This is a genomic window from Priestia sp. KCTC 13724 (genome assembly GCF_056820425.1).
Genome location: NZ_JBXDLD010000016.1, coordinates 1 through 24,935, shown reverse-complemented (window position 1 = coordinate 24,935; position 24,935 = coordinate 1). Strand labels below are relative to the sequence as shown.

Here is a 24,935-nt window from a genome sequence, read left to right as displayed (position 1 = left end):
GTATATGAAAAGCTGACGTTGAGTCAGCTTTTTTAATGGATAATATAAGGAGAATCAACATGGAGAAATATGCGCTAATTACAGGAGCAAGTGGCGGAATTGGCAGTACTATTGCGGAGAAAATGGTAAAGGAAGGGTATGGGGTAGTTCTGCATTACCACCAAAACGAAGCTTCAGTTAACGAAATTGCTAGCCGACTTCGCTTCTACACAAACAATATTATCGTTGTGCAAGGAGATTTATCTTCAAAAGATGGCGTAGATCGGTTTTTAGCTACTCTTTCTGTTCCGATAGACGTACTTATTTATAATAGCGGTCAAAGTTTATCAGGATTAATGACTGATGTTTCAGATAACCAAATTGAAGAAATGGTGTATTTAAGCGTAACAGCTCTTTATCGAATCACCAAGTTTGTTCTTCCTAAAATGATTCAGAAGAAAAATGGGAATATTATCGTTGTCTCATCTATTTGGGGATTAGAAGGAGCTTCTTATGAAGTGTTGTATTCAATGGTGAAAGGCGCTCAGAATACTTTTGTCAAAGCATTGGCCAAAGAGGTTGCGTTAAGTGGAGTTCGAGTAAATGGGGTTGCACCAGGAGCTATTTTAACAAATATGTTAGCCGATTATACAGAAGAAGATGTTGAAATGATGGAGCAAGAAATTCCCATGGGACGGATTGGGAAGCCGTCAGAAATTGCAGATGTTGTGGCTTATCTAACGTCTAATCAGTCTTCTTATATGACAGGGCAAATTTTATCAGTAGATGGCGGTTGGCATACATAATAACGCGAATAAAAAAGAGGAAGGTGTACAAACTATGATATGAATAAACCTTAAGGAGGGCTACTCATGTCAGTATTAGACAATTGGGATAACTGGAAAAACTTTTTAGGCGATCGCTTACATCATGCTCAAAACGAGGGTATGAACAACGAAGTAATCAATGACTTAGCATATCAAATTGGTGGCTACTTAGCGAACCAAGTTGACGCAAAAAACGAACAAGAAAAAGTATTAGCAGATTTATGGAGCGTTGCTTCAAAAGAAGAGCAACATGCAATTGCTAATATGATGGTGAAGCTTGTTCAAAACAATGGTTCTGCTCATTAATATAACCATGCTAATGAAATGAACAAAAGAAGGAGTCGGCTCAAGTTTTTTGAGAAACGACTCTTTTTTATTTATAAATAAGTCAATGATAAGCAAAGATAAAAAATACAGCGCTTACAATAAGAACATTTACATAAGAAATAGGTTTTACACTTTATAATTTAATGAAAATCATTTATATTTAAATTATGTGAAAAAAGGGGAAAGATAACAGCGGGTACCATTTCATAGGCTCGCATTTTTTACGTATCTAATAACAGCTTCTCCGAGTAGTGTTTGAGGTGATTTATTAATCGTTCTTCAAGCATTTTTGTGCTGTGAATGAGCGTTTTAATATGTTCATTCTATTATTGGATTAGGTTTAGACGGAACAAATGGGATGAGGAGGGGTTTCGTGAATAAAATTGAGTGGTACTTAGAATATCAAATACAGAAAAATCGACCTGGTTTATTGGGAGACATTTCGTCTCTTTTAGGAATGTTGGCAATTAATATTGTTACAATTAATGGGGTAGATGACAAAAGGCGTGGTTTATTACTAAGGTGTGATTCCCATGAGCAAATTGAGCGGCTTGAATCTATATTAAAAACAATGGATAATATTGTTGTGACAAAGATGCGTCCTCCCAAGCTACGAGATCGTTTAGCTGTTCGTCACGGTCGTTACATTCAACGAGATGCTGATGATAAAAAGACATTTCGATTTGTACGAGATGAACTTGGACTGCTAGTGGACTTTATGGCAGAGCTTTTTAAGCAAGATGGTCATAAGTTAATTGGTATCAGGGGAATGCCTCGTGTAGGTAAAACAGAGTCGATTGTTGCTGCTAGTGTTTGTGCGAATAAGCGATGGTTATTTGTATCATCAACGCTTTTAAAACAAACGATTCGCAGTCAGCTAATTGAAGATGAGTATAATTCTAATAACATCTTTATCATTGACGGTATTGTATCAACAAGAAGGGCGAATGAGAAACACTGGCAGCTCGTTCGTGAAATTATGAATGTGCCTGCGACAAAGATTGTTGAGCATCCCGATGTATTTGTACAAAATAGTGAATATACGCTGGATGACTTTGCATATATCATTGAATTACGAAATGATCCAGATGAAGAGATTACATATGAAGTCATTGAAGGATCGCAAATGTTTCCAAACGGTGGATTATCCATGTTTGATTTTTAGCATAATTGGTAGGTGTTAATATTGACAGAGTTAGGGCAAAGGTTAAGACAAGAGCGAGAAAATAAAGGGATGTCGCTAGAGGATTTACAAAAAAACACAAAAATTCAAAAGCGCTATTTGATTGGTATTGAAGAAGGCAACTATGATGTAATGCCAGGGAAATTTTATGTGCGAGCGTTTATCAAACAGTATTGTGAAGCTGTAGGATTGAATCCTGATGACATTTTTGATCAGTACAAAACGGATATTCCAACGACTCAAACCGATGATATTCCACAGCCGTTATCTCGTGTTCGCAGTCGAAAAGAAATTCCCCAAAATACGAAAGCGTCAAAAGCAGCAGATTATTTACCGACGATTTTAGTAGTTGCTGGTGTGCTGGTAGTCGGAATTATCATTTGGGTGATTGCTCAAAATATTGTATCCGGGCGTCAAGAAGATCAGGCTGCAAATACTGAACAAACGAATAACGAAGTACAACAATCTGAAGAGCAGCAAGCATCTAATGAAGACCAAGCTGCTAAAGAAGCGGCAGAAAAAGAAGCAATAGAAAAAGAAAAGGCAGAAAAAGAAAAAGCTGCTAAAGAAGATGAAGAGAAAAAAGATGAAGAAAAAGAAGAAACAAAGCAAGCTTATAAAGAAGTTCAAAAGTCAGGCCGCAATGGAACATATGAGCTATCTGGAACAGATGAGTTTAAGCTAGAAGTGTCGTCTACTCAAGCTGATACATGGTTAGATGTAAAAAATGGTAAGGGCAATTCATTTTATAATGCCATGTTAAAAAATGGTGAGACAAAAGAGTTTGACTTCACGAAAGAAAGTGAAGTTCGAGTGAATATTGGATTCTCACCAGGGGTACAATTGAAAATTAATGGACAAGATGTTTCTTTACCGTTTGATGCAAATCAACAGGTTAGACAAGTTGTAACGATTAAATATGAGCAGGAAAAAGCTCAATAAGTAGCTTAGCAGTATCAAAAATGGTTAAGTCGTGCCGACAACAGTTTGCACGGCTTACGTTTTTGTATGTAATTGGAGGAAACAATAGTGAATTTACCAAATAAGATTACAATCTCTCGAATTTTTTTAATCCCGCTTTTTTTAATTTTAATGATGGCACCGTTACCTTTTGGTGAAGTTAGCGCTGCTGGAATGGACGTGCCAATCGCTCATTTATTAGGGGCAGCGTTATTTATTATTGCGTCCACAACAGACTGGATCGACGGGTACTACGCTCGTAAGTATAATATGGTTACAAACCTTGGGAAATTTTTAGATCCGCTAGCAGATAAGCTATTGGTTTCAGCAGCTTTGATTGCTATTGTAGACTTAGACTTAATTGCCGGTGCAGGTTGGGCTGCAATTATTATTATTAGCCGCGAATTTGGAGTAACAGGCTTACGTTTAGTTCTTGCTGGAGAAGGTGAAGTCGTTGCTGCAAATATGCTAGGTAAAATTAAAACGTGGACACAAATTATTGCTATTTCAGCTATTTTACTTTATAACTTACCCTTTGAATTTGTGTCATTTCCATTTGCAGCAATTGCCCTATGGATTTCTGTTGTATTTACAGTAATTTCTGGATGGGATTACTTTGCGAAAAACAAGCAAGCATTTGTTAATTCAAAATAATGGGGATGATTTCATGAACGCGGAAATTATTGGAGTAGGTTCAGAGCTTTTGCTAGGCCAAATTGCCAATACAAACGCGCAATACCTATCTAAAAAGTTTGCAGAGCTTGGTATTAACGTATATTATCATACGGTAGTTGGCGATAATGAAAGCCGATTGAAAGAAGCAATTTTGACCGCCAAAAAACGTGCGGATTTGATTGTGTTTACAGGTGGGCTTGGGCCAACCAAAGATGACCTTACAAAAGAAACAATTGCTTCAGAACTAGGTGTCTCACTTGTAACAGATCAGCAAGCGCTTGAAAGTATCGAAGCGTATTTCGAAAAAACGAATCGGACAATGACGCCTAATAATAGGAAGCAAGCAATTGTACTTGAAGGTGCAACAATACTGCCAAACGATTATGGAATGGCACCAGGAATGGGCATTACGGTGCGTGGTATTCACTACATGTTATTTCCTGGTCCACCAAAGGAACTTTACCCTATGTATGAATCGTATGGACAAGCATATTTAGCAGAAAAGCTAGATATGAAAGAGCAAATTGAATCTCGCGTTTTACGTTTCTTTGGAATTGGAGAGTCTCAGTTAGAAACAGATATTGAGGATTTATTAGATGCACAAACAAACCCAACCATTGCGCCGTTAGCTGCTGATGGAGAAGTAACGCTTCGCTTAACGGCTAAGCATGGAGATGTGGTTGAGGCTCATCGAATGCTTGATGAAGTAGAAAAGCAGATTATGAGCCGTGTAGGAGAGTTTTTCTACGGATACGATATGACATCTCTACAGGCTGAACTCATTGCTACAATGCGAGAGCAAGAAGTGACCGTTGCTTCAGCTGAAAGTTTAACTGGCGGATTGTTTAGTGGGACGCTAACGAGCATTCCTGGAGCTGGAGATGTTGTAAAAGGTAGCATTGTTGCTTATCACACTGAGGTAAAGCACAATGTGCTACATGTAGCAAAAGAAACCCTAGAGCAAGACGGGGCAGTTAGCGAGAGATGCGCAGAAGAAATGGCTGTTGGTGTGAAAAAGCTGACAGGCTCTGATGTTGGTATTAGCTTTACAGGCGTCGCTGGTCCGTCTAAGCAAGAAGGTAAAGAAGTTGGTACAGTTTACATTGGTATAGCTTTTAAAAATGAAAAAACACGCGTGTATTCGCTAAAGCTTACAGGCAGTCGTGATGGTATCCGTAAACGCACTGTGAATTATGGAATTTATTATCTTTTACAACTATTGAAACAGTAATATATTGAAGCGGTGTAGTCCCTCCTTGTGTAAATAAGGAGGGACTTTTCCTTCATAAAATAGTTATTTTTTTAAAATATAGTCTTGGCTGTTAAAATAAAAAAATCGAACGTTTATTCGCTTTTTTGCTTGTCAAATGACTCAAAAGCGAGTATAGTTATGTATAGAAAGTTAATTAAAACGTCATTGCTACTACAATGTAGTAATCTTAAATTATAAAACAAAGCAAGCAAGTATAGAGGAGGAAATCGAGTGAACGATCGTCAAGCAGCCCTTGATATGGCTCTAAAACAAATTGAAAAGCAATTCGGTAAAGGTTCAATTATGAAATTAGGAGAACAAACGGAACGTAAAATTTCAACTGTGTCTAGTGGTTCTCTAGCGTTAGATGTTGCGCTTGGTGTAGGTGGGTATCCACGCGGACGTATTATTGAAGTTTATGGTCCAGAAAGCTCTGGTAAAACAACAGTTGCGCTTCATGCAATTGCAGAAGTACAGCAGCAGGGTGGACAAGCAGCGTTTATCGATGCTGAGCATGCGTTAGACCCGGTGTATGCACAAAAGTTGGGTGTCGATATTGACGAGCTTCTTTTATCACAGCCTGATACAGGTGAACAAGCACTTGAAATTGCTGAAGCGTTAGTTCGTAGTGGAGCAGTTGACATTCTGGTTATTGACTCTGTTGCAGCCCTTGTGCCTAAGGCTGAAATTGAAGGTGAAATGGGAGATTCTCACGTTGGTTTACAAGCTCGTTTAATGTCTCAAGCACTTCGTAAGCTATCAGGTGCTATTAATAAGTCGAAAACAATTGCTGTTTTCATTAACCAAATTCGTGAAAAAGTTGGCGTTATGTTTGGTAACCCTGAAACAACGCCAGGTGGACGTGCGCTTAAGTTCTATTCTTCAGTGCGCCTTGAAGTTCGTCGTGCTGAGCAGTTGAAGCAAGGTAACGATATTGTAGGAAACAAGACAAGAATTAAAGTTGTCAAAAACAAAGTAGCACCACCATTCCGCGCAGCTGAAGTGGATATTATGTACGGAGAAGGAATCTCAAAAGAAGGAGAAATTTTAGATATTGCTTCTGATTTAGATATCGTACAAAAAAGTGGAGCTTGGTATTCTTATAACGAAGAACGTTTAGGTCAAGGCCGTGAGAATGCGAAGCAGTTCCTAAAAGAAAATGTTGATATTCGTCAAGAAATTGCTGGCCAAGTTCGTGAATATCATGGATTAGACGAAGCGGCAGAGCAAATGCCTGAAGACGATGCTCAAGATGAATTGAAAATTTAATAACACTTCTTTTGCTTAAAAAAGACTCTTTTTTTAAAAAGGGTCTTTTTTTTGAAAAAAATGTTAATCATAGTGATAGCAGGGGCAAGGATTTTCGTGACATAGCATTTTCATAGGCTTGACAATAAAAATGGACAGACTTACAATTAAGATGTATATTTTCCCTTTTTAAAACATTTTAGCGTTTAAAAGCCTTTGTGTGTATATTGAAAGGTGAAAGCGATATACATGCCGACATGAAATTAAAAACTTACAAGTTTATAGCAAGGGGAGGTGAAATGATGGATATAATTACAATCATCTTCGCTTTGCTTGGCCTAATCGTCGGTGCAGTTGTTGGCTTTTTTGTTTGTAAATCGATTGCTGAAGCTAAGGTTGCGGGAGCAAAGTCAAACGCAGAACAAATTATCGATGATGCAACCCGTGAGGCGGAAGCTTTGAAAAAGGAAGCTTTATTAGAAGCGAAAGATGAAATCCATCAGCTTCGTACAGAGGCAGAACTAGATATTCGTGATCGTCGAGCAGAACTTCAAAAACAAGAAAATCGATTAATGCAAAAAGAGGAAAATCTTGATCGAAAAGACGAGTCACTTGATAAACGTGAAGCGGCACTTGAAAAGAAAGATAATTCTCTTACCGTTAAACAACAGCATATTGAAGAGATGGAAAGCAAAGTTGAAGAATTAGTCAAGGCTGGTCAAGCGGAATTAGAACGCATTTCAGGCTTAACGAGAGACGATGCACGAGCGATTATTTTAGATCGTGTTGAAAATGAACTTTCCCATGATGTTGCGATGATGGTGAAAGAAACAGAAAATCGTGCCAAAGAAGAAGCCGATAAAAAGGCTAAAGAAATTCTTTCGCTTGCGATTCAACGTTGTGCAGCGGATCACGTAGCTGAAACAACGGTTTCAGTTGTTAACTTACCAAACGATGAGATGAAAGGTCGAATCATTGGTCGAGAAGGTCGAAACATTCGTACATTAGAAACATTAACAGGTATTGATCTTATTATTGATGATACACCAGAAGCAGTTATTTTATCAGGTTTTGACCCTATCCGCCGTGAAACGGCACGTATCGCCTTGGACAAACTTGTTCAGGATGGACGTATTCACCCAGCTCGAATTGAAGAGATGGTTGAAAAATCTCGTCGTGAAGTAGATGAGTATATTCGTGAGGTTGGTGAACAAACAACGTTTGAAGTTGGAGTTCATGGCTTGCATCCAGACTTAATGAAGATATTGGGCCGTTTGAAATTCAGAACGAGCTATGGTCAAAACGTCTTAAAACATTCGATGGAAGTTGCTCATTTAGCTGGATTGATGGCTTCTGAACTTGGTGAAGACGCTACGCTTGCGAAGCGTGCAGGTTTACTTCACGATATTGGAAAAGCAATCGACCACGAGGTAGAAGGAAGCCACGTTGAAATTGGCGTTGAGCTAGCTACGAAATATAAAGAGCATCCTGTTGTTATTAACGCAATTGCTTCACATCATGGTGACACGGAACCGACGTCAATTATTGCTGTTCTAGTTGCTGCGGCCGATGCTTTATCAGCTGCAAGACCGGGTGCTAGAAGTGAAACGTTAGAAAACTACATTCGTCGCTTAGAAAAGCTTGAAGAAATCTCTGAGTCTTATGAGGGTGTTGAAAAATCATTTGCTATTCAAGCAGGACGTGAAGTCCGCATTATGGTTAAACCAGATACGATTGGTGATTTAGAAGCGCATCGCTTAGCGCGCGATATTCGCAAACGCATAGAAGATGAACTAGATTATCCTGGTCATATTAAGGTAACAGTAATTCGAGAAACACGAGCTGTTGAATACGCGAAATAAGTAAAATAAAGTGGCTATTGCCACTTTATTTTTTTGAGTCAGAAATAAGGAGCTAAAAGATGAGAATTTTATTTGTTGGAGACGTTGTTGGTTCTCCAGGTCGAGATATGGTAGAAGAATATTTACCACGCTTAAAAAGAAAATACGCCCCAGGCTTAACGATTGTAAATGGTGAAAATGCGGCGTCTGGAAAAGGAATTACAGAAAAAATTTATCGAGCATTTTTACAAGCTGGTGCAAACGTAGTAACGCTTGGTAACCACGCATGGGATAAGCGTGAAATTTTTGATTTTATTGATGATGCTAAGAACTTAGTGCGTCCAGCTAATTTCCCAGAGGGAACGCCAGGAAAAGGAATTACATATGTAACCTACAATCAATATGAAGTAGCTGTTATTAACTTACAAGGGCGAACGTTTATGGCCCCTCTTGATTGCCCGTTTAAAAAGATTGATGAGTTGATTGCACAAGCAAAGCAACGTACGCCAATTATTTTTATTGATTTTCATGCTGAAACGACAAGTGAGAAGCAGGCAATTGGCTGGTATGTAGATGGTCGCGTAAGTGCTGTAGTGGGTACTCATACTCATGTTCAAACAGCTGATAATCGTATCTTGCCGCAAGGTACTGCGTATATTTCAGATGTGGGAATGACAGGTCCTTACGATGGTATCTTAGGTATGGAGCGAGAAGCAGTGATGAAGCGCTTTTTAACATCGCTTCCGGTTCGCTTTGAAGTTCCTAAGGAAGGCCGAACGCAGCTGAGTGGAGTTATTATTGACCTTGATGAAAAAACAGGTCAAGCTAAAAAAATTGACCGAATTTTAATTAATGACGATCATCCTTTTTTTGAGTAAGTGAGATGAAAAAGCGGTATGTTTCTTTGGAGACATACCGCTTTTTTTGTCGTTTTACTGAGCGAAAAAGAACAGAGATTAGCGAATCTGTACAAATGACAAGTTTTTGAACAATTAGAGAAAACAAGCAGGAATACGTTTACTATTTCGTGAATATAGTATCATTGAAATCAATTAAGTCATTGGTCTAATGATCTCTCATCATACATTGTAAAGAATAAGGAGGAGTTAGATATGGAAATTTTAAAGGTTTCGGCGAAGTCTAACCCGAATTCAGTTGCTGGTGCTTTAGCAGGAGTATTGCGCGAACGCGGTGCAGCTGAAATTCAGGCGATTGGCGCTGGTGCACTAAATCAGGCAGTAAAAGCAGTAGCGATAGCTCGAGGTTTTGTAGCGCCAAGCGGTGTCGACTTAATCTGTATTCCTGCTTTTACCGATATTCAAATTGACGGGGAAGAGCGGACAGCGATTAAACTCATTGTTGAACCTCGTTAATCATAAAATGGACGGGACCTGCTAGGGATGACCTAGCAGGTCTTTTTTGCAGATAATAGATTGAAAGGAGTAGGGAAAATGATTTTCGATGCACATTGTGATGTATTAGCCAAGCTATGGTGGAATCAGCATCTATCTGTACAGGATAGCCCAAACCTTCATACAACAATTGATGGAATGAAGCAAGTGGGTGGTAAAGTACAAGTATTTGCTATCTTTGTACCAGAAGCTGTTCAAGCCGAGCAGCAGTTTGATGTAGCTCTTGAAATGGTACACCTCTTTAAAAAACATATTATTAGTCTTCCGAATGTGAAATGGATTCAATCACAGGAAGATGTTTTGCGCTTAGGTAAGAGTGAAATAGGCGCAATGTTGAGCTTAGAGGGATGTGATGCCATCGGCGTTCATCTCGTCCGTTTACAGACGTTATTTGCTTTAGGGGTTAGGTCAGTAGGCTTGACATGGAACTATGCGAACGCGGCGTGTGATGGTATTCTAGAACCACGTGGAGCCGGCTTGTCTAGCTTTGGTAAAGAAATTGTAAGGGAAAATAATCATTATAAAGTCTGGACAGATGTTTCTCACTTATCAGTGCGAGGTTTTTGGGATGTAATAGAAGAATCAGATTTCGTAGTTGCGACTCATTCAAACGTGTATTCCTTATGTTCCAACCCGAGGAATTTACGCGATGACCAAATTGATGCGTTATTGAAAAAAAAGAGCGTTATTGGTATTACCTTTGTCCCACAGTTTCTAACGGATAAAAAAGAAGCAACCGTGGATGATGTGTTAAGACACCTTGATTATATATGTAGCAGAGGAGGAGAGTATTCAGTTGGATTTGGCTCAGACTTTGATGGTATTGATCAAACGGTAGTAGGGCTGGGGAAGTTTAAAGATTATCACAATTTAATTAATCAACTACATAAGCGTTATTCCGCGGATCAAGTGCATCGTTTTTTATTTTCAAATTTTGTGCAACGATTACCATAATGAACCTAGTAAATACTCTGAAAATATAAATCTGTGAATTATGTGGAAAGGGTTGCATTTTAGTACATGTGGGAATAGAATTGTAGACGGATTAAGAAACTTAGTATTTTATTGCTCGTTTTTAGAGTGATTTCGTTAGAAAAAAGAGCAATCTTGACAGAATAAAAGGAGTGGCTTAGATGGTAAAGCAGCTTTCATGGAAAGTTGGCGGTCAGCAGGGTGAAGGAATCGAAAGTACAGGTGAAATTTTCTCAACTGCCTTAAATCGATTAGGGTACTATTTATACGGCTATCGTCATTTTTCTTCACGTATTAAAGGTGGACATACAAACAATAAAATTCGCGTAAGTACAACGCAAGTACGTTCTGTATCGGATGATTTAGATATTTTAGTAGCGTTTGACCAAGAAACGATTGATGTGAATGTACATGAGCTTCGTCAAGGTGGAATTGTCATTGGAGATGCAAAGTTTAAACCAGCACTTCCAGAAAGCTGTACAACGGCAACATTGTATTCCGTTCCGTTTACAGAAATTGCAACTGAGCTTGGTACATCTTTAATGAAGAACATGGTAGCAGTAGGAGCTTCAAGCGCTGTTTTACATATTGATACAGATGTATTCGAAGAAGTAGTATTAGAGATTTTTGGTCGCAAAGGACAACAGGTTGTTCAAAAGAATATGGAAGCCATTAAACGAGGCGCAGAGTATATTCGTGAGCAGCTTGGTGAGAACTTAGAAACGATGAGACTTGAACCAGCAGATGGACAAAAGCGCATGTTTATGATTGGAAATGACGCTATTGCTCTAGGTGCTGTAGCAGGTGGAGCTCGCTTTATGCCGGCATACCCAATTACGCCTGCATCAGAAATTATGGAATACTTAATTAAAAAGCTTCCGCAGTTTGGTGGTACGGTTATTCAAACTGAGGATGAAATTGCAGCATGTACAATGGCAATTGGTGCAAACTATGCTGGCGTTCGTGCGTTAACAGCATCAGCAGGTCCAGGACTATCTCTTATGATGGAATCAATTGGTCTTGCAGGGATTACAGAGCAACCAATCGTTATCATCGATACACAGCGTGGAGGTCCAAGTACAGGACTACCAACTAAACAAGAACAATCAGATTTAATGGCAATGATCTATGGTACCCATGGTGAAATTCCTAAAATTGTGATGGCGCCAAGTACAGTTGAAGAAGCCTTCTATGATACCATTGAAGCATTTAACTTAGCTGAAGAATACCAGTGTCCTGTTATCATGCTGACAGATTTACAGCTTTCACTTGGGAAGCACTCTGTGAATCCTTTAGATTATAGCCGTATTCAAATTCGCCGAGGAAAGCTTCAAGAAGCTGAGCTTCCTGAGCTTGAAGCGAAAGAATACTATAAGCGCTATGAAGTGACAAAAGATGGCGTTTCTCCTCGTGTTGTTCCTGGTATGAAAAACGGTATTCACCACGTAACAGGAGTTGAACATGATGAAACAGGAAAGCCTTCTGAGTCACCAATCAACCGTAATAATCAAATGGATAAACGTATGAGAAAGTTAGACAACATTCAGTTTAAAACACCAATTCACCTGCACTCAGATGAAGTTGATTCAGATGTTTTATTCGTTGGCTTTAACTCAACAAGAGGAGCAATTGAAGAAGCGATGGAACGCTTAAAAGCAGATGGACTTCGCGTCAACCATGCGCATATTCGCTTGATTCATCCGTTCCCTGTTGATGAAATTCTTCCTTATGTAAATGGAGCGAAGAAGGTAATTGTAGTGGAAAATAACGCAACGGGTCAATTAGCCAATATTTTAAAGATGAATGTCGGTAATCACCATAAAGTGCAGAGTATCTTAAAGTATGATGGAAACCCATTCTTACCGCAAGAAGTCTACACAAAAAGTAAGGAGATGTGCTTGATTAATGGCAACGTTTAAAGATTTTCGTAATAGTGTAAAACCTAACTGGTGTCCAGGGTGTGGAGATTTCTCGGTTCAAGCAGCAATTCAACGTGCATCGGCTAACGTAGGACTAGAACCACATGAATTAGCGGTTATTTCTGGTATTGGATGCTCTGGTCGTATTTCGGGTTATATTAATTCATACGGATTTCATGGTATTCATGGACGCGCTCTACCAATTGCACAAGGTGTGAAAATGGCTAACCGTGATTTAACAGTTATTGCTTCTGGTGGAGATGGAGATGGATTTGCCATTGGTATGGGGCATACTGTTCATGCAATTCGCCGTAACATTGATGTGACGTATATCGTAATGGATAACCAAATTTATGGTTTAACAAAAGGGCAAACATCTCCTCGTAGCGACGTAGGATTTAAGACAAAGAGTACGCCAGAAGGTTCGATTGAATCATCTTTGTCCGTCATGGAACTTGCTTTAACATCTGGTGCAACATTTGTGGCACAGAGCTTTTCAACTGATTTAAAAGAGCTTACAAGTTTAATTGAACAGGGTATTCAGCATAAAGGGTTTTCTTTAATTAACGTATTCAGCCCATGCGTAACGTATAACAAAGTGAATACGTATGATTGGTTTAAAGAGAATTTAACAAGCTTAAAAACAATTGAAAACTATGATCCAGCAAACCGTATGCAAGCGATGCAGACATTGATGGAGCATAATGGTTTAGTAACCGGCTTAATTTATCAAAATGCTAACCAACCTTCTTATCAGCAGCTTGTGCACGGTTATAGCGACCAACCACTTGTTGATTCTGATTTAATGATGTCAGAAGATAAATTTAAAGAGCTTGTAGCTGAATTTATGTAAACAAAAAGAGACTGAGACATAAGTAGTTCAGCCTCTACTATACCTGAACGATTGAGAGTTCATCACTTTTAATTGTTCAGGTTTTTTGGTTGATTGTGAAAACAGGGTGGAATGGAGCGTAGGACACTCGACTCCTGCGGGAAAGAGAGGGAAAACGGAGATCCCGCAGCGCAGCGAGGAAGCTCAGGTTCCTCCCCGCGGAAAGCGAGTGACCGTAGCGCAATGGAACGAACGTGTTGAGACAAATCAAACAGATGGGAACAGCTAGTGTTCGTCTTTTAAAAGCAATCATTTTGTTATGTCCCAAACTCTTTTTGATATTTTTTCTCCCTTGGTGACATATGTATATATGGAGAGGACTCGGTTATTTACCTGTATTTAAAAAGGTGTTAATATATTTGTTATGAAAGCGTTTTTATAAAAAGGGGATGTGCACCATGGGTGGAAAGATGAAAGCGTTGGTGAAGGATAAAAGAGGGTTTGGAGCTGTTTTGGCTGAAGTTGATATTCCATCGATTGCCGATGATGAAGTATTAATTAAAGTGAAAGCAACTTCAATTTGCGGTACAGACGTTCATATTTATAAATGGGATAAATGGGCATCTTCACGAGTCAATCCTCCTTACGTGTTCGGTCATGAATTTTCGGGGGAAGTTGTTCAAGTTGGTCAAAATGTAGCAGGAGTACAGATTGGGGACTCTGTTTCTGCTGAAACGCATATTGTATGCGGACGCTGTATGCAGTGCTTGTTAGGTAATGCTCATATTTGTCAAAAGACAAAGATTATTGGCGTTGACCGAATGGGCTGTTTTGCTGAGTACGTAGCTGTACCAGCTCGAAATATTTGGAAAAACCCTAATCACTTATCACATGATGTTGCGTGTTTGCAGGAGCCGCTTGGAAATGCAGTTCATACAGTTTTAAATGACAGTATTGCGGGTAAATCTGTCTTAGTAATAGGGTGCGGACCTATCGGTTTAATGGCCGTAGCCGTTGCAAAAGCTTCCGGAGCATCTTTAGTGATAGCAATGGATGTGAATGAGTATCGCTTGAGCCTTGCCAAGGACCTTGGAACTCACATTGTACTTAATCCACTTGAACAAGATCCTCTAGAGGTTATCAATAAGCTGACAAGTGGAAATGGTATTGATGTTGTCTGTGAGATGTCGGGCCAGCCGACAGCAATGAATCAAGGTTTTAAGATGGTAGCAAATGGAGGGAGAGTATCTATTTTAAGCTTACCAACGACACCTGTTTCCATTGATGTGACGAATGATATTGTATTTAAAGGGGTAACGGTTCAAGGTATCACAGGGCGTAAAATGTTTTCAACTTGGTATACAGTGTCTAATTTATTGGCAGGAAATCAGCTGAATATGAATGAACTAATTACGCATCGCTTGCCACTAGAAGACTATGAAAAAGGCTTTGAGCTCATGATGGAAGGAAAATGTGGGAAAGTTGCATTTATCTTAGAGTAGTTGAAAGGGGAAGGGGTAAATGAGAGGATTTGAGTTTTTAGATCAAGAGCTACAGGAAATGAAGAAAGCAGGTACTTTTCGCAAGCTTATACCAATTGAGTCAGAACAAGGATCAAAAGTGCAGATTAACGGGCAGACGCTTATTCAGCTATCGTCAAACAACTATCTAGGTTTAACATCCCATCCAAAAATGAAGGATGCGGCTATTGAAGCGGTTCAAAAATATGGTGCTGGTACGGGATCTGTGAGAACCATTGCAGGAACATTCTCTATGCATGAGGCGCTGGAGAAAAAATTAGCAAAATTCAAGCATACGGAGGCAGCACTTGTGTTTCAATCTGGCTTCACGACAAATCAAGGCGTGCTTTCATCAATTTTAACAAATGAAGATGTTGTTATTTCTGACGAATTAAATCACGCATCCATCATTGATGGGATTCGATTAACAAAAGCTGCTCGTAAAGTCTATAAGCATGTGGATACGGAAGATTTGGAAAGAGCTCTTAAAGAGTCAGGAGACTATCGTAAACGGATTATTGTAACGGATGGTGTATTCTCAATGGATGGTAATATTGCACCGCTTCCGAAAATCGTTGAGTTAGCTGAACAATATGATGCTCTTGTAATGGTGGACGATGCTCATGCCTCCGGAGTGCTTGGTGAGAATGGCCGAGGTACAGTCAATCATTTCAGTTTAGACGGACGCGTTCATATTCAAGTAGGGACGTTAAGTAAAGCAGTTGGTGTTCTTGGCGGTTATATCGCGAGCTCCCAGACATTAATTGATTATTTAATTCACAAAGGTCGACCTTTTTTGTTTAGTACTTCTCATCCACCAGCAGTGACGGCCGCATGCAGCGCAGCTATCGATGTATTGCTTGAAGAGCCAGAGCTCATTGAAACATTGTGGGAAAACACGGCATTCTTTAAACAAGGGTTATCTAAGTTAGGCTATGATATCGGACATAGCGAAACGCCTATTACACCCGTTATCATTGGAGATGAAGCATTGACGCATCAGTTTTCAGAAAAGCTAGCAGAAGCAGGCGTCTTTGCTCAAGGAATTGCGTTTCCAACGGTTGCTAAAGGGAAAGCAAGAATCAGAACAATCGTAACGGCTCAGCATACAAAGGAAGAATTAACAGCTTCTCTTAGCGCTTTTGAAAAAGTAGGAAAAGAGTTGAAGATTTTAGTATAAACGTCAAGAAAATACTGCAGGCTGCAGTATTTTCTTTTTTACAGCTCAAGGGTATGTTATTGTGTTCAATAGATGAAAGTTATATACTAATATAATGTGATTCCGTTTCGTTTTTTGTATGAATGAGGACAAAAAATAAAGACATGAATGGCATTTTTTTAACGAGTTTATAAAGCAACGCATAACAATGAAAAAATTAGTAAATGTGCACGTTGAAAGGAGCTTTTATATGAACGAAAAACAACGTTTAGAAAGTGGACAAGTAACTCCAGCGGACAAAAAATCCGAGAAGGATTACAGCAAATATTTCCAAACAGTATATATGCCACCTTCTTTAAAGGACGCAAAAAAGCGCGGTAAAGAAGAGGTTGCTTATCATAACGACTTTTCTATTGAAGAGCGTTTCAGAGGCATGGGACAAGGCCGTAAGTTTTATATTCGTACATACGGCTGTCAAATGAACGAGCATGATACGGAAGTAATGGCAGGAATTTTCTTAAGCTTAGGCTATGAGCCAACTGACTCCGTTCAAGATGCACACGTCGTTTTATTAAATACGTGTGCCATTCGTGAAAATGCTGAAAACAAAGTATTTGGTGAACTAGGGCATTTAAAGGCTTTAAAGCGTGAGCGTCCAGACTTATTGATCGGAGTATGTGGCTGTATGTCACAGGAAGAGTCAGTCGTTAATAAAATCTTACAAAAACATCAGCATGTTGATATGATTTTTGGAACGCATAACATTCACCGCTTGCCTCATATTCTAAATGAAGCATATATGGCAAAAGAAATGGTGATTGAAGTATGGTCAAAAGAAGGAGACGTTATTGAAAATCTGCCACGTGCAAGAAAAGGCAGCATCAAAGCGTGGGTAAATATCATGTATGGCTGTGATAAGTTCTGTACGTACTGTATCGTTCCTTATACACGTGGTAAAGAGCGTAGCCGTCGTCCAGAAGAAATCATTCAAGAGGTGCGTCATTTAGCAGCTCAAGGGTATAAAGAAATTACGCTTCTTGGTCAAAACGTAAATGCATACGGAAAAGACTTTGAAGATATGGAATATGGTCTAGGTGACTTAATGGATGAGATTCGTAAAATTGATGTTCTGCGTATTCGCTTCACAACAAGTCATCCACGTGACTTCGATGACCGCTTAATTGAAGTGTTAGCAAAAGGTGGAAACTTAGTTGATCACATCCATTTACCAGTTCAGTCAGGTAGCTCAGATATTCTGAAGATCATGGCGCGTAAATACACGCGTGAGCACTACCTAGAGCTTGTTCGTAAAATTAAAGAAGCAATTCCAACAGCATCTCTTACCACTGATATTATTGTTGGTTTCCCTAATGAAACGGACGAGCAGTTTGAAGAAACGCTATCATTGTACCGTGAAGTGGAATTTGATAGTGCTTATACGTTCATCTACTCTCCTCGTGAGGGTACACCAGCTGCTAAAATGAAAGACAACGTACCGATGGAAGTGAAAAAAGAGCGTCTTCAGCGCTTAAATGCACTTGTAAACGAAATTTCTGCAAAGAAAATGCAGGAATACGAAGGTCGTGTTGTCGAAGTATTAGTGGAGGGTGAAAGTAAAAACAACCCGAATGTGTTAGCTGGCTATACTGAAAAGAATAAGCTTGTAAATTTCGTAGCACCAGAATCAGTAATTGGTCAAGTTGTAAAAGTGAAAATTACAAAAGCTAAGACATGGTCTTTAGATGGAGAGATGGTAGAAGAAGCAGCAGAGGTGAAGTGAAATGTCGCAGTACACAAAAAGTGATGTGATTGCAAGAGCGAAAGAACTTGCAAAAATGATTTCTGAAACGGAAGAAGTTGAATTCTTCAAGCGTGCAGAAGCTCAGCTGAACGAAAACCAAAAAGTTCGTGAAAAAATTGCGAGCATTAAAAGCCTGCAAAAACAAGCGGTTAACTTTCAGCACTATGGAAAAACTGAAGCGTTAAAGCAAGTGGAAGAAAAAATCGATCGAATCCAAGCTGAGTTAGATGAGCTGCCAATTATTCAGCAGTTTCAAGACTCTCAGGTTAACGTTAATGATTTGCTTCAACTTGTGGCGAGCACAATTTCAAATACGGTCACTGATGAAATTATTGTGGCAACTGATGGTGACGTACTTCGTGGTGAAACGGGCTCAAAAGTTCGTAACACTCCGGGGTCAAGCTGCCATTGATAAAAAACTCCCCTCCGCTGGGAGTTTTTTTATGTTGTACAATTTTCTCTAGAATAATTGTCACATTTCTCTAAGGTGTTGCATACAATGAAACATAGGTTTTTTATGTCTTTAACCTAGTTTTACAAAATAATGTGCAAACAAGCGATAGAACCTGCATAGGATGAAATGAAGATAGTTTGAGGAGGGTATGCTCACATGTCACAACACTATAGAGAAATTATTACAAAAGCAGTCGTAGGTAAAGGGCGTAAGTTTACGCAGTCATCACACACGCTTACACCACCGAACCGACCGACGAGCATTTTAGGTTGCTGGGTAATTAACCATCAGTATGATGCTAAAAAGCGCGGAAATACAGTTGAAGTGGACGGCAAATATGATATTAACGTCTGGTATTCTTTCAAAGATAATACAAAAACAGAAGTGTTTACAGAGACGGTTCACTATCGTGATGTGATTAAGCTTCGCCAGAAAGATGACGATGCTTTTGGAGATGATTGCGAAATTATCGTACGAGTGCTACAGCAGCCAAATTGCCTTGAGTGTACAATTTCACCAAACGGAAACAAAACGATTGTCCAAGTAGAGAGAGAGCTTTTAGCCGAGGTAATTGGTGAGACAAAAGTATGCGTAGCCGTTAATCCAAAAGGATGCGATGATGGTGATGAACTTGATTTAGACGTTGATGACGATGAATTTGAAGACCTCAATCCAGATTTTATTTTAGGTGACGATGAATAACTAGGAAGAATTTCTTCCTAGTTTTTTTATGTGCACCAAAAGTGATTAGCAAGTTTTACAATCATGAAGTTTTTTGCAAACCTATGTTATAATACGTGTAGAAAAAATGATTAACAGAAGTTTTTGGAGGAATAGTATGGCAACATATACGCCAATGATACAGCAATATTTAAAAATCAAGGCAGACTATCAAGATGCCTTTTTATTTTTTAGATTAGGTGATTTTTACGAAATGTTTTTTGAAGATGCAACGACTGCATCTCAAGAATTAGAAATTACGTTAACAAGCCGAGACGGAGGGGGCGATGATCGCATCCCAATGTGCGGTGTACCTTACCACTCAGCGCCTACATATATTGAAAGATTAATTGAAAAAGGCTATAAGGTGGCAATTTGTGAACAAGTAGAGGACCCTAAGAAAGCCAAAGGCGTCGTAAAGCGTGAAGTCATTCAAGTCATTTCACCAGGGACTCTAATGAACGAAAAAGGACTGCAAGAAAAAGAAAATAATTATATTTGCTCGGTCACGCATTTCCCAGATGACACGTTTGGATTAGCGCTATCGGATTTATCGACCGGGGAAAATAGCGTCACGCTTATTTCTTCATTCCATGACGTTGTTTCTGAAATCTATGCCAAAGAAGCAAAGGAAATAGTTGTTTCAAGCAGCTTTTCTGCTGAATTGCTGCAAACAGTGAAAGAGAGAATGACCATCACTATTTCGTTTGAAGAAAGTACAAAGGTTGAAGATGCCTTTTTACATTTAACTGAATCACTTCAACAGCAAAAATTAGTAGATACATTTGCTCGTATTTTACAATATTTAGTACGTACACAAAAGCGTTCTCTTGAACATTTACAGCCTGTACAGCTTTATCAAATCAATGAATATATGAAGATTGATTTGTTTTCTAAGCGAAACTTAGAGTTAACAGAAACGATTCGTTCAAAAGGTAAAAAAGGATCTCTTTTATGGTTATTAGATCAAACAGTCACGGCAATGGGTGGACGTTTATTAAAAAATTGGATTGACCGCCCGCTTCTAAGCAAAGAGAAAATTGATGAGCGTTTAAATATGGTGGACGTTCTTATGAAACAATTTTTTGAACGTGAAGAACTGCGAGATTTATTAAAAGAAGTGTATGACCTAGAGCGTTTAGCAGGTCGCGTAGCATTTGGTAACGTTAATGCGCGTGACTTAGTACAGCTGCGCAAATCCCTGCAAAAGGTTCCTGAAATTCAAGAAGTGGTTTATCGATTAAATAATCCATATGCTTCTAAACTCGTTGAAGATATTGACCCATGTGAAAGGTTAACTGCGCTACTGGAAAGAGGATTAAAAGAACATCCTCCTCTATCAATTAAAGAAGGGGATATTATTGCAGATAATTATAACCATCAGCTTGATCAATATCGAGATGCTAGTCGGAACGGGAAGACATGGATTGCTTCTTTAGAGCAGAAAGAGCGTGAAAGAACAGGGATTCGTTCGTTGAAAATTGGTTATAACCGCGTGTTCGGCTACTACATCGAAGTAACGCGTGCCAACTTGCATTTACTACCTGAAGGGATGTATGAGCGTAAGCAAACCTTAACGAACGCTGAGCGCTTTATTACACCTGAGCTTAAAGAAAAAGAAGCGCTTATTTTAGAAGCGGAAGAAAAAATTGTTGAGCTTGAGTACGAGCTGTTTGCGCAAATTCGTGAAGAGGTCAAAGTATATATTCCTCGTCTTCAAGCGTTAGCTAAAAAAGTAAGTGAGCTTGATGTATTGCAGTGTTTTGCAAAGGTCAGTGAAGAGCGTCATTATACAAAACCTACATTTTCTACTAATGGAGATATTCATATTAAAAATGGGCGTCATCCCGTTGTTGAAAAAGTGATGAATGCACAAGAGTATGTACCAAACGACTGTCAAATGACTGACGATAGCTCAATCTTACTCATTACAGGACCAAATATGTCGGGTAAAAGTACGTATATGCGCCAAGTAGCGCTAACAGCCATTTTAGGACAAATCGGCTGCTTTGTTCCTGCAGAAGAAGCAGAGCTGCCCATCTTTGATCAAGTGTTTACGCGAATTGGAGCAGCGGATGATTTAATCTCAGGTCAAAGTACGTTTATGGTTGAAATGTTGGAAACGAAAAATGCAGTTACCAATGCGACACAGTCAAGCTTAATTTTACTGGATGAAATTGGACGAGGTACGTCAACATATGATGGAATGGCGCTGGCTCAAGCAATTATTGAATATGTGCACGAACATATTGGATGTAAAACACTATTTTCTACACACTATCATGAGTTAACGGTATTAGATCAACAGCTTTCAGCACTGCGTAATGTGCATGTTAGCGCAATTGAAAAGAACAATAAGGTGGTCTTCTTACACAAAATTAAAGAAGGGCCAGCAGATAAGAGTTATGGTATCCATGTTGCTGAGCTAGCAGAGCTTCCAGAGCCTTTATTGCAGCGTGCGCGCGTCATTTTAGCAGATTTTGAGAACGCGAGCGAAGAGCAAAAAGTGAAGCCGACTGCTGATGCAGTAGCTGAACCTGAACCTCAGCCAATTGAGCAACCAAAAGCTGAAACTAAAACAGATACCGAGCAAAGTCAACTTTCATTTTTCGGAGAAGAAAAAGAACAGCAGGTAAAAGAAGCCAGTTTATCGAAGCGTGAAAAGCAAATTCTAGCAGAATTAAAGCAGCTTGATCTTCTTGAGATGACGCCGCTTGATGCAATGAACGCCATGTATAAGCTACAAAAACTACTAAAGAAGAAATAGACTTGAAAGGGGTGAGTCTGTGGGTAAAATTAGACAGCTTTCAGACGAACTTTCAAATAAAATCGCAGCAGGAGAGGTTGTAGAACGACCTGCTTCTGTTGTGAAAGAGCTCGTTGAAAATGCGATTGATGCAAATAGCACAGTTATTGAAATTGAACTAGAAGAAGGAGGGTTATCAAAGATTCGTATTTTAGATAACGGAGACGGGATTGCACCTGAAGATTGCTTAACTGCTTTCCGTCGACATGCGACGAGTAAGATTAAGACTGAGAATGACTTGTTCCGAATTCGGACATTAGGTTTTCGCGGTGAAGCACTGCCAAGTATTGCGTCTGTATCCATGCTTGAAATTAAGACAAGTACCGGTGATGAAGCCGGTACCCACTTAAAGCTTCGTGGAGGAGAAATAACGCATCACGAACCGTCTTCAAGCCGAAAAGGTACAGAAATTATTGTAGAAAACCTATTTTTCAACACGCCAGCACGCCTTAAATACATGAAAACAATTAATACAGAATTAGGAAACGTAACGGATGTTGTGAATCGCCTTGCCATGGCGAATCCTCATGTATCCATTCGTTTAATTCACCAAGGTCGTCAGCTTCTCTATACAAACGGAAGTGGAGATGCGCGTCAAGTGTTAGCTGCTATCTATGGGATGGCAGTAGCGAAAAAGATGATTCCGTTAAAGGTAGAATCGCTAGATTATGATATCACCGGCTATATTGCCTTACCGGAAGTAACACGTGCATCTCGAAGCTATATGTCTACGACAATTAACGGTAGATTTATAAAAAACTATGGGCTTTTAAAAGCTATCCAGCAAGGCTATCATACGCTGTTACCGATTGGACGCTTTCCGGTTGTATTTTTAGCTATTAACATGGATCCATTGCTAGTAGATGTGAACGTACACCCAGCAAAGCTTGAAGTAAGGTTAAGTAAAGAAGCAGAGCTGTATGAGCTTGTAGAAGAGGCAATTAAAGCTGCGTTTAAAAAACAGCAGCTTATACCAGAAGTGACAGCAGCTTCTCGCTCTAAACAACCAGTGCTGCCAACGGAGCAGCAAACCTTCACGTTTAATCATGGATTGCCTAAAGAGCCTCTTCCTTTATCGAAGGAATTTGTTGAACCGAGCAAAGGTCAGCCTTTCTTTAGCAAGAACGTTGCCGAAACGCAAGAAAAGCCAGGTTTTATGGTGACAGAAAATGTTGAAAATGAGCTTGAATACGATGAGCTGGAAGAGCAGGATGCAGAACCAGTGTTTTCTTATGAGGAAGAAAATGATGTACAAAAGCAAGAATCGGGTAATGAGAAAGTCGAAGAAGTGCAAGCAGAGCGAGTTCCTCCCATGTATCCGATTGGTCAGATGCACGGTACGTATATATTAGCTCAAAATGAAAACGGCTTGTTTATCATTGACCAGCATGCGGCTCAAGAGAGAATCAAATATGAATTCTTTAAGAAAAAGCTTGGTCAAGTAGATGCAGAAGTGCAGGAACTTTTAATGCCACTCACGTTTGAGTTTTCAGGCAACGAAGCGCTCATTCTAGAAGAAAATCGTAGAGCTCTTGAAGATGTCGGCGTATTTTTAGAACCGTTTGGCCAAAATGCTTATATCGTTCGAGCACACCCTCAGTGGTTCCCAAAAGGTGAAGAAAAAGAAACAATTGAAGAGATGATTCAGCAAGTATTTGTGATGAAACGTGTAGATATAGAAAGCTTACGTGAAGAAGCTGCTATTATGATGAGTTGCAAAGGTTCAATCAAAGCGAATCATCACCTTCGAAATGATGAAATTTTAGCTTTACTTGAAACGCTAAGAAAAACAACCGATCCGTTTACTTGTCCGCACGGGCGACCAATTATCATTCACTATTCAACATATGAAATGGAAAAAATGTTTAAGCGCGTGATGTAAAGTGATTTATACAATGTTTTACCCCATTTGATGAAGTTATATCTGCACCATTTTTCACCGTAATTGTGTGTTTAAAAGTAAAATTGCAAAGCGGTATGTGGTGCAGGTATTTTTTTAAAAGAAAAGATTGTTTTTCTTTTATTGTGTATGTAGATTCTGTAAGTCAGCTACCTATACGTTAGTAGTTTCTATTGCATATACTAGCGGTAGAAATTAAACATAATGTGAAGGGGAAGTTATGATGAATAACGATTTTAACAGATTACAAACCAATTCAAACCATGATATCGGTTCTAATAGAGATAATGAGTCGGGAAATAAAAATATTATTAGCAATAGTGGAAGCTCTAACGTTAATATTAATATACCTCAGATAAGAGAAACATCTCAAAATCGCTCGGGGCGTCGTAGAAAATGTCGAGCAGAAAACCGCTCTCAAGGTCGTGTACAATCTGAATCAGAAAACCGTTCTGGCCGTCGCAGAAAATGTCGGGCAGAAAACCGCTCTGGTGGTGGCACACAACCTCAATCTGGAAACCAATCCCAACCTCTTGTTCGACCCCAGTCAGAAAATCCTTCTGGAAATCGTGTACAATCTGAATCAGAAAACTGCTCTGGTGGTGGCAGAAAATGTCGAGCAGAAAACCGCTCTCAAGGTCGTGTACAATCCGAATCAGAAAACCTCTCTGGAAATCGTGTACAGTCACAATCAGAAAACCGCTCTCAATGTAGAAGGAATCCTTTTCGGTTCTTTTAATTCAGAAGGTAGAACTTTTAAGAGGAACAGATGTAGAATGCTAATTTTCAAAGCGAAAAAAGAATCTCCATCATTGTTTTGGAGTTTCGTGCTTGCTCAAAACTAGCTTTCAAACAATACCTGTTTCTCTTCTTTTTATAGGCCTGTAAAGAAATTTTTATGTACATTCAGCTTTTTTTCTTTTTTAGTAAATATCTTTTCCAACCAAGTTACTGTCATTGGTGTATGTTCAGGTTAAGAGTTGACTTTTTCTAAAAACCATTCATATTCTTTTATTATTTCATCACACTAGTGTCGCATTAAAATAATTCAACGCTTTATAAAAATCTAAATTTTCAGCAATTTTATCTTTGCATAAAAAAGCCTTTATAATGGTTGGGCGGTACTAAACCATCCAAATCCAAAATAA

At 39.1% G+C, this 24,935-nt stretch carries 22 protein-coding genes; all 22 read left to right on the top strand.

From position 1 onward, the window contains the following. Positions 1 to 59: 59 nt before the first annotated feature. The 22 genes from ymfI (at position 60) to AC1UFB_RS01605 (ending at position 24,526) form a co-directional block, all read left to right on the top strand. On the top strand, positions 60 to 785 hold the full coding sequence (gene ymfI / locus AC1UFB_RS01710) for an elongation factor P 5-aminopentanone reductase (protein WP_482588399.1): 726 nt from the start codon (positions 60 to 62) through the stop codon (positions 783 to 785). Between the two features lie 66 nt (positions 786 to 851). Further along, a complete protein-coding gene (locus AC1UFB_RS01705; RefSeq protein WP_061785726.1) occupies positions 852 to 1,112 on the top strand; it encodes a DUF3243 domain-containing protein in 261 nt (86 codons plus the stop codon). Positions 1,113 to 1,506: 394 nt separating this feature from the next. Further along, complete coding sequence (locus tag AC1UFB_RS01700; protein WP_035320247.1) at positions 1,507 to 2,298, top strand: DUF3388 domain-containing protein; 792 nt, start codon at positions 1,507 to 1,509, stop codon at positions 2,296 to 2,298. A gap of 12 nt (positions 2,299 to 2,310) precedes the next feature. Continuing rightward, positions 2,311 to 3,258, top strand: coding sequence for a helix-turn-helix domain-containing protein (locus AC1UFB_RS01695; protein ID WP_225002363.1), 948 nt, complete (start codon positions 2,311 to 2,313; stop codon positions 3,256 to 3,258). A gap of 87 nt (positions 3,259 to 3,345) precedes the next feature. After that, the gene (pgsA, locus tag AC1UFB_RS01690) at positions 3,346 to 3,930 is read left to right on the top strand and encodes a CDP-diacylglycerol--glycerol-3-phosphate 3-phosphatidyltransferase (RefSeq protein WP_025908595.1); all 585 of its coding nucleotides are present in this window, start codon (positions 3,346 to 3,348) and stop codon (positions 3,928 to 3,930) included. 13 nt (positions 3,931 to 3,943) lie between these two features. Further along, a complete protein-coding gene (locus tag AC1UFB_RS01685) occupies positions 3,944 to 5,182 on the top strand; it encodes a competence/damage-inducible protein A (RefSeq protein WP_061785730.1) in 1,239 nt (412 codons plus the stop codon). A 252-nt stretch (positions 5,183 to 5,434) separates the two neighbouring features. Then, positions 5,435 to 6,472, top strand: coding sequence for a recombinase RecA (gene recA, locus AC1UFB_RS01680; protein WP_025908597.1), 1,038 nt, complete (start codon positions 5,435 to 5,437; stop codon positions 6,470 to 6,472). Between the two features lie 281 nt (positions 6,473 to 6,753). Further along, a complete protein-coding gene (rny, locus tag AC1UFB_RS01675) occupies positions 6,754 to 8,313 on the top strand; it encodes a ribonuclease Y (RefSeq protein WP_025908598.1) in 1,560 nt (519 codons plus the stop codon). A gap of 59 nt (positions 8,314 to 8,372) precedes the next feature. Further along, entirely contained in the window at positions 8,373 to 9,170 is a 798-nt protein-coding gene (locus tag AC1UFB_RS01670; RefSeq protein ID WP_025908599.1) for a TIGR00282 family metallophosphoesterase, read from the top strand. A 234-nt stretch (positions 9,171 to 9,404) separates the two neighbouring features. Beyond that, positions 9,405 to 9,665 (top strand): stage V sporulation protein SpoVS, encoded by a 261-nt coding sequence (gene spoVS / locus AC1UFB_RS01665; protein WP_003181955.1) that lies wholly within the window; start codon positions 9,405 to 9,407, stop codon positions 9,663 to 9,665. A 78-nt stretch (positions 9,666 to 9,743) separates the two neighbouring features. Then, positions 9,744 to 10,658: a dipeptidase gene (locus AC1UFB_RS01660; protein ID WP_061785728.1), complete on the top strand. Its 915-nt coding sequence runs from the start codon at positions 9,744 to 9,746 to the stop codon at positions 10,656 to 10,658. 179 nt (positions 10,659 to 10,837) lie between these two features. Then, on the top strand, positions 10,838 to 12,595 hold the full coding sequence (locus AC1UFB_RS01655) for a 2-oxoacid:acceptor oxidoreductase subunit alpha (protein WP_328100958.1): 1,758 nt from the start codon (positions 10,838 to 10,840) through the stop codon (positions 12,593 to 12,595). Beyond that, complete coding sequence (locus AC1UFB_RS01650; RefSeq protein WP_100346944.1) at positions 12,582 to 13,448, top strand: 2-oxoacid:ferredoxin oxidoreductase subunit beta; 867 nt, start codon at positions 12,582 to 12,584, stop codon at positions 13,446 to 13,448. The genes AC1UFB_RS01655 and AC1UFB_RS01650 overlap by 14 nt, the downstream gene beginning before the upstream one ends. Before the next feature lie 106 nt (positions 13,449 to 13,554). Further along, complete coding sequence (locus tag AC1UFB_RS01645; RefSeq protein WP_222482823.1) at positions 13,555 to 13,716, top strand: hypothetical protein; 162 nt, start codon at positions 13,555 to 13,557, stop codon at positions 13,714 to 13,716. A gap of 169 nt (positions 13,717 to 13,885) precedes the next feature. Continuing rightward, positions 13,886 to 14,929: an L-threonine 3-dehydrogenase gene (gene tdh / locus AC1UFB_RS01640; protein WP_100346945.1), complete on the top strand. Its 1,044-nt coding sequence runs from the start codon at positions 13,886 to 13,888 to the stop codon at positions 14,927 to 14,929. A 19-nt stretch (positions 14,930 to 14,948) separates the two neighbouring features. Then, a complete protein-coding gene (locus tag AC1UFB_RS01635) occupies positions 14,949 to 16,127 on the top strand; it encodes a glycine C-acetyltransferase (RefSeq protein WP_119542603.1) in 1,179 nt (392 codons plus the stop codon). A gap of 229 nt (positions 16,128 to 16,356) precedes the next feature. Further along, positions 16,357 to 17,886 carry a tRNA (N6-isopentenyl adenosine(37)-C2)-methylthiotransferase MiaB gene (gene miaB / locus AC1UFB_RS01630; RefSeq protein WP_025908606.1) on the top strand — a complete coding sequence of 510 codons (1,530 nt, stop codon included), beginning with the start codon at positions 16,357 to 16,359 and terminating at the stop codon, positions 17,884 to 17,886. Between the two features lies 1 nt (position 17,887). Continuing rightward, the gene (locus AC1UFB_RS01625; protein WP_061785716.1) at positions 17,888 to 18,319 is read left to right on the top strand and encodes a YlbF/YmcA family competence regulator; all 432 of its coding nucleotides are present in this window, start codon (positions 17,888 to 17,890) and stop codon (positions 18,317 to 18,319) included. 198 nt (positions 18,320 to 18,517) lie between these two features. Continuing rightward, positions 18,518 to 19,063, top strand: coding sequence for an outer spore coat protein CotE (locus AC1UFB_RS01620; protein WP_025908608.1), 546 nt, complete (start codon positions 18,518 to 18,520; stop codon positions 19,061 to 19,063). Positions 19,064 to 19,199: 136 nt separating this feature from the next. Next, entirely contained in the window at positions 19,200 to 21,848 is a 2,649-nt protein-coding gene (gene mutS, locus AC1UFB_RS01615; protein WP_025908609.1) for a DNA mismatch repair protein MutS, read from the top strand. A gap of 19 nt (positions 21,849 to 21,867) precedes the next feature. Next, positions 21,868 to 23,769: a DNA mismatch repair endonuclease MutL gene (mutL, locus tag AC1UFB_RS01610; RefSeq protein ID WP_100346948.1), complete on the top strand. Its 1,902-nt coding sequence runs from the start codon at positions 21,868 to 21,870 to the stop codon at positions 23,767 to 23,769. Positions 23,770 to 24,010: 241 nt separating this feature from the next. Beyond that, complete coding sequence (locus AC1UFB_RS01605) at positions 24,011 to 24,526, top strand: hypothetical protein (protein ID WP_482588390.1); 516 nt, start codon at positions 24,011 to 24,013, stop codon at positions 24,524 to 24,526. Positions 24,527 to 24,935: the final 409 nt, after the last annotated feature.

Coding starts and splice junctions, on each gene's coding strand:
- AC1UFB_RS01670 (WP_025908599.1), top strand. CDS start 8,373: ATGAGAATTTTATTTGTTGGAGACGTTGTTGGTTCTCCAGGTCGAGAT.
- AC1UFB_RS01625 (WP_061785716.1), top strand. CDS start 17,888: ATGTCGCAGTACACAAAAAGTGATGTGATTGCAAGAGCGAAAGAACTT.
- AC1UFB_RS01620 (WP_025908608.1), top strand. CDS start 18,518: ATGTCACAACACTATAGAGAAATTATTACAAAAGCAGTCGTAGGTAAA.
- spoVS (WP_003181955.1), top strand. CDS start 9,405: ATGGAAATTTTAAAGGTTTCGGCGAAGTCTAACCCGAATTCAGTTGCT.
- AC1UFB_RS01660 (WP_061785728.1), top strand. CDS start 9,744: ATGATTTTCGATGCACATTGTGATGTATTAGCCAAGCTATGGTGGAAT.
- ymfI (WP_482588399.1), top strand. CDS start 60: ATGGAGAAATATGCGCTAATTACAGGAGCAAGTGGCGGAATTGGCAGT.
- AC1UFB_RS01655 (WP_328100958.1), top strand. CDS start 10,838: ATGGTAAAGCAGCTTTCATGGAAAGTTGGCGGTCAGCAGGGTGAAGGA.
- AC1UFB_RS01705 (WP_061785726.1), top strand. CDS start 852: ATGTCAGTATTAGACAATTGGGATAACTGGAAAAACTTTTTAGGCGAT.
- miaB (WP_025908606.1), top strand. CDS start 16,357: ATGAACGAAAAACAACGTTTAGAAAGTGGACAAGTAACTCCAGCGGAC.
- AC1UFB_RS01605 (WP_482588390.1), top strand. CDS start 24,011: ATGAATAACGATTTTAACAGATTACAAACCAATTCAAACCATGATATC.
- AC1UFB_RS01685 (WP_061785730.1), top strand. CDS start 3,944: ATGAACGCGGAAATTATTGGAGTAGGTTCAGAGCTTTTGCTAGGCCAA.
- AC1UFB_RS01635 (WP_119542603.1), top strand. CDS start 14,949: ATGAGAGGATTTGAGTTTTTAGATCAAGAGCTACAGGAAATGAAGAAA.
- mutS (WP_025908609.1), top strand. CDS start 19,200: ATGGCAACATATACGCCAATGATACAGCAATATTTAAAAATCAAGGCA.
- AC1UFB_RS01650 (WP_100346944.1), top strand. CDS start 12,582: ATGGCAACGTTTAAAGATTTTCGTAATAGTGTAAAACCTAACTGGTGT.
- rny (WP_025908598.1), top strand. CDS start 6,754: ATGGATATAATTACAATCATCTTCGCTTTGCTTGGCCTAATCGTCGGT.
- tdh (WP_100346945.1), top strand. CDS start 13,886: ATGGGTGGAAAGATGAAAGCGTTGGTGAAGGATAAAAGAGGGTTTGGA.